Origin of the sequence: Streptococcus suis (assembly GCF_002964045.1) — a bacterium.
Classification (GTDB): domain Bacteria; phylum Bacillota; class Bacilli; order Lactobacillales; family Streptococcaceae; genus Streptococcus; species Streptococcus suis_U.
The window spans coordinates 1-4,153 of the sequence record NZ_POPB01000661.1; the positions used below are offsets into that span (position 1 = coordinate 1).

The window sequence follows — 4,153 nt, forward strand, 5'->3', positions numbered from 1 at the left end:
TTTTTCTTTGTGTAGCATAGGAGAACCTCATAAGTCCTTTTTCTTATATTATACTCCTAAATACGAAGAAAAGCCCTTAGAAAATCAATTCTAAGGACTTTGTCTTCAGTCTGAAGAGAGATAATCTCTTTTCTTTTTACAGAAACAGAAAGCGATTACAAACTAATTTCGATTTGGAGGTTCTTATGAAACGCTTGTTGTCTTGTTATGCCAGTGACTTGCTGGGAGCGACCAAGGAGGAGCTCAAGCAGTCCATTTTATCCAGTGAAGGTCGGATTATCATGGGAGAAACGGTGGTCACAGCGGCTCCCTTGATTGCCGGGGTGACCAATGCGGAGATGATGGCTGCCTTTGGTTGTGACCTCTTGGTGCTCAACGAATTCGATGTCTTTCATCCGGAGATTGTTGGTTTTTACGACTGCGACAATCCTATCGCGGAAATCAAGCGGTTGACAGGTCGATTGGTCGGGATTAACTTGGAGCCTGTGGATGCTAGCCAAGAGGTCCAAGACCAGCAGGTCTTTCTCAAACCTGGTCGTCAGGTCAGTCCAGAAAGTTTGCGACAGGCCCAAGCCCTTGGCGTAGATTTTATCATGCTGACAGGCAATCCTGCTACGGGTGTGTCCATGGCTGCAATCCGCTCTGCTATTGGCCTTGCCAAAGAACACTTTGAGGGCCTCATCTTTGCGGGGAAAATGCACGGTGCAGGTCTGGGAGAGTCGGTCGTGGACAACCAAGCCCTGCTGGATTTTGTGGGCTTGGGGGCAGACGGTGTCCTCATTCCTGCGGTCGGAACGGTGCCAGGCGTGCGAGAGGAGATCGTGGCACCAATTGTCAGTCAGGTCAAGGCGCGTGGTGGTCTGGTTATTTCGACCATTGGGACCAGTCAGGAGAGTGCGGACAGCCAGACGGTGCGGGAGTTTGGGCTCAGCAACAAGCGGGTGGGCTCGGATGTCCACCATATCGGAGACGGGGGCTACGGTCGGATGCCAGACCCTGAAAATATCTTGGCTCTGTCCTTGGCAGTCAGAGGCAAGCGACACACCTATTTTAAAATAGGCCAATCAGTGAGGAGATAAGGAATTGGCGGGATTTTCCCTACTTCCTGTTCAGGTTTTCTATTCTTGTTTTGGGCTGTAGAAAAAATAAAAAAAGTAAAGTAAAATGGCTTGACGAGAATGTCCATATTTGATAGAATGGTAGACGGTATTGTTTACCCCATTTGAAAGGCCCCGGAACCTTCCAAATACCCGCGGACCGGAACATCCGCCCAGTAAACAAAAACGATTCGTATAGGAGAAATCATGAACAAAACAACATTTATGGCTAAACCAGGCCAAGTTGAACGTAAATGGTATGTAGTAGATGCTACTGATGTACCTCTTGGACGCCTTTCAGCAGTAGTTGCTAGCGTTCTTCGCGGTAAAAACAAACCAACTTTCACACCTCACACTGATACTGGTGACTTCGTTATCGTTATCAACGCTGAGAAAGTGAAATTGACTGGTAAAAAAGCAACTGACAAAGTGTACTACACTCACTCATTGCACCCAGGTGGTTTGAAATCAATCACAGCGGGTGAATTGCGTTCTAAAAACGCTGTTCGTTTGATTGAAAAATCAGTTAAAGGTATGCTTCCACACAACACACTTGGTCGTGCACAAGGCATGAAATTGAAAGTGTTTGTAGGTGCTGAGCACACTCACGCTGCACAACAACCAGAAGTACTTGATATTTCAGGTCTTATCTAAGGGAAAGGACGTAATCTAAATGGCACAAGCACAATACACAGGTACTGGTCGTCGTAAAAACGCGGTTGCACGCGTACGTTTGGTCCCAGGTACTGGTAAAATCACAGTAAACAAAAAAGATGTAGAAGAGTACATCCCACACGCTGACCTTCGTTTGGTTATCAACCAACCATTCGCAGTAACTTCAACACAAGGTTCATACGACGTTTTCGTTAACGTGAACGGTGGTGGTTACGGTGGTCAATCAGGTGCGATCCGTCACGGTATCGCGCGTGCATTGCTTCAAGTAGACCCAGACTTCCGCGATTCATTGAAACGCGCAGGCCTTCTTACACGTGATGCTCGTATGGTTGAACGTAAAAAGCCAGGACTCAAAAAAGCCCGCAAAGCTTCACAGTTCTCAAAACGTTAATCAACACGATTATATCAACGTTTATGGACATTCAAGAATTACTTCTTGGATGTCTTTTTTGTGGTTTTTAAGCATAAAATCAGATGGCCAGGTTACAAATAGTATTTTCTGATTAAAGGAGCGGAACTGTGCTATAATAAAACTAGGAATACGATAGGAGATGGATATGTATAAAAATGTGTCACACTGGCAAACAGCAAAGGAAAGCCAGTACTTGGATAGAAAATCAGCCAGAAAGAAACCGTCTGAACTTCTCAAACACCTGATTGCTTTTGCAAATGCGGATGGTGGTCAGTTGGTGATTGGTATTGAAGATGAGAAACAGGGTAATATTATCACTGGTTTCAAAGATGGGAATGCCTATCCGATTGAAGACTTCAAAAAGATTGACCGTGAGATGCGTGAAACACCTTTAGATTTATCTTTTGAAGAAATCCCTGTGGTTAATCATAAGGGTGAAGATGATTTAATTTTGGTTATCTCGGTTGAATTGTCGTCAAACCGTGTGATTGCAGCACCAAATGATGAGGTTTATCTTCGTCAGGGTGATGAAACAGTTAAGTTGAGCTACGCGCAACGCACTCAGCTCAGCTATGATAAGGGACAACGTTTCTTTGAGGATGAAATTGTATCTGATGCGACCTTGGAAGATATTGATGACCATCTGGTTCAGGATTTTAAAAATCGTTTTGATATTTCAGACCGTTCTACTGAAGAAATCCTCAAAGCTCGTCGTTTTCTAATCAATGGGAAATTAACCAAGGCAGCCATTTTGCTTTTTGGTAAGTATCCATCAGCCTTCTTTCCTCAAGCGCGTGTTCGATTCCAGAGATTTGATGGTACTGATATGGGGACTGGAAGTAGTTTTAATGTTATCAAGGAAGTGACTTTTGATGATGCTCTCCCAACTTTGATTATCAAAGTTCGGGATTTTATCCGTACCCAGCTTCGTGAATTTCAGTATTTAGATGACAACGGGCAATTCCAAGTTTTACCTGAATATCCTGAATTTGCTTGGGTTGAAGGTGTTGTCAATGCCGTAACTCACCGTGATTATTCTGTCTATGGAGATCACATTCGTGTCCTTATGTTTGATGATCGACTAGAGATTCATAGCCCAGGGAAATTACCTAATATTGTAACAGTTGAAAATATCAAGCATGAACGTTTTTCGAGAAACCCTCGCATTGCTAGAACCTTGACAGAGTTTGGTTGGGTTCGTGAGATGAATGAAGGTGTTAAACGGATCTATTCTGAGATGGAATCTGCTTTTCTCCATGAACCAAAATACTCAGAACCTGGGAATAAGGTTGTTCTGACATTGGAGAATAGCATTACTAGTCGAACATTACGCACAAAAGATTCTTTAGAGAATAAAGTTGAAGATTATAGCAAATTAAGTATAGATGAGAAATTATTACTTCAGTATATGTATAACACTGGTGAACAAATGACTACAAAAAAAGCCTCAGAATTATTGGGGCGGAGTGTATCATATTCATCAAAAATATTAAAGGGACTACGTGAAAGAGAAATTTTAACTTGGTATGGCACTAGTACAAGGGATCGTAGTCAGTACTACAAGTTAGAAATGAAGTAAAAACGAAGAAAAACGAAGAAAAACGAAGAAAAACGTTTTTAGTATTACTTTTATAAGTAGTAATATTTAGAAAAAGTACGCAGAGAAATTTGTTATTTTGTGGTATATAAAATTAAAGTAGAACGCAGAAAAGTGGCTATCAACAATCAAGTCGAGGCTCTTTGTCAACTGTAGTGGGTAGATGAAAAGCTAACACCTAGAGAGGACGAAATTGGTTCTCTCTTTCTTTATGTTCAAGGCAATCAAAATCCGTTTTCTAAAGTTTTCAAAGTTCCTAAAACCAAAGGCATTTCTTTTAATGACTTTGATGAGATTATTGGTAGCTTCCAGTTTGGCGTTGGAATAAGGCAATTCCATAGCGTTTAAAACCTTGTCTTTATCCTTTAGAAA

The 4,153-nt window shown here is 42.1% G+C and carries 5 protein-coding genes; 4 read left to right on the plus strand and 1 reads right to left on the minus strand.

The window, feature by feature from the left end:
* The first annotated feature begins 185 nt into the window (after positions 1 to 185).
* The 4 genes from C1E99_RS13940 to C1E99_RS13955 all read left to right on the plus strand — a co-directional run bounded on the left by C1E99_RS13940 (position 186) and on the right by C1E99_RS13955 (position 3,763).
* Complete coding sequence (locus C1E99_RS13940; RefSeq protein WP_105207826.1) at positions 186 to 1,079, plus strand: PEP phosphonomutase; 894 nt, start codon at positions 186 to 188, stop codon at positions 1,077 to 1,079.
* 225 nt (positions 1,080 to 1,304) lie between these two features.
* Entirely contained in the window at positions 1,305 to 1,751 is a 447-nt protein-coding gene (gene rplM / locus C1E99_RS13945) for a 50S ribosomal protein L13 (RefSeq protein ID WP_027972471.1), read from the plus strand.
* A 19-nt stretch (positions 1,752 to 1,770) separates the two neighbouring features.
* Entirely contained in the window at positions 1,771 to 2,163 is a 393-nt protein-coding gene (gene rpsI / locus C1E99_RS13950) for a 30S ribosomal protein S9 (protein ID WP_002942223.1), read from the plus strand.
* A gap of 166 nt (positions 2,164 to 2,329) precedes the next feature.
* On the plus strand, positions 2,330 to 3,763 hold the full coding sequence (locus C1E99_RS13955; protein ID WP_105207827.1) for an ATP-binding protein: 1,434 nt from the start codon (positions 2,330 to 2,332) through the stop codon (positions 3,761 to 3,763).
* A 189-nt stretch (positions 3,764 to 3,952) separates the two neighbouring features.
* On the opposite strand, the gene C1E99_RS13960 is transcribed toward C1E99_RS13955, so the two are convergent.
* Positions 3,953 to 4,153: transposase (locus C1E99_RS13960; RefSeq protein ID WP_161943210.1), on the minus strand; the 201-nt coding region annotated here is incomplete at its 5' end.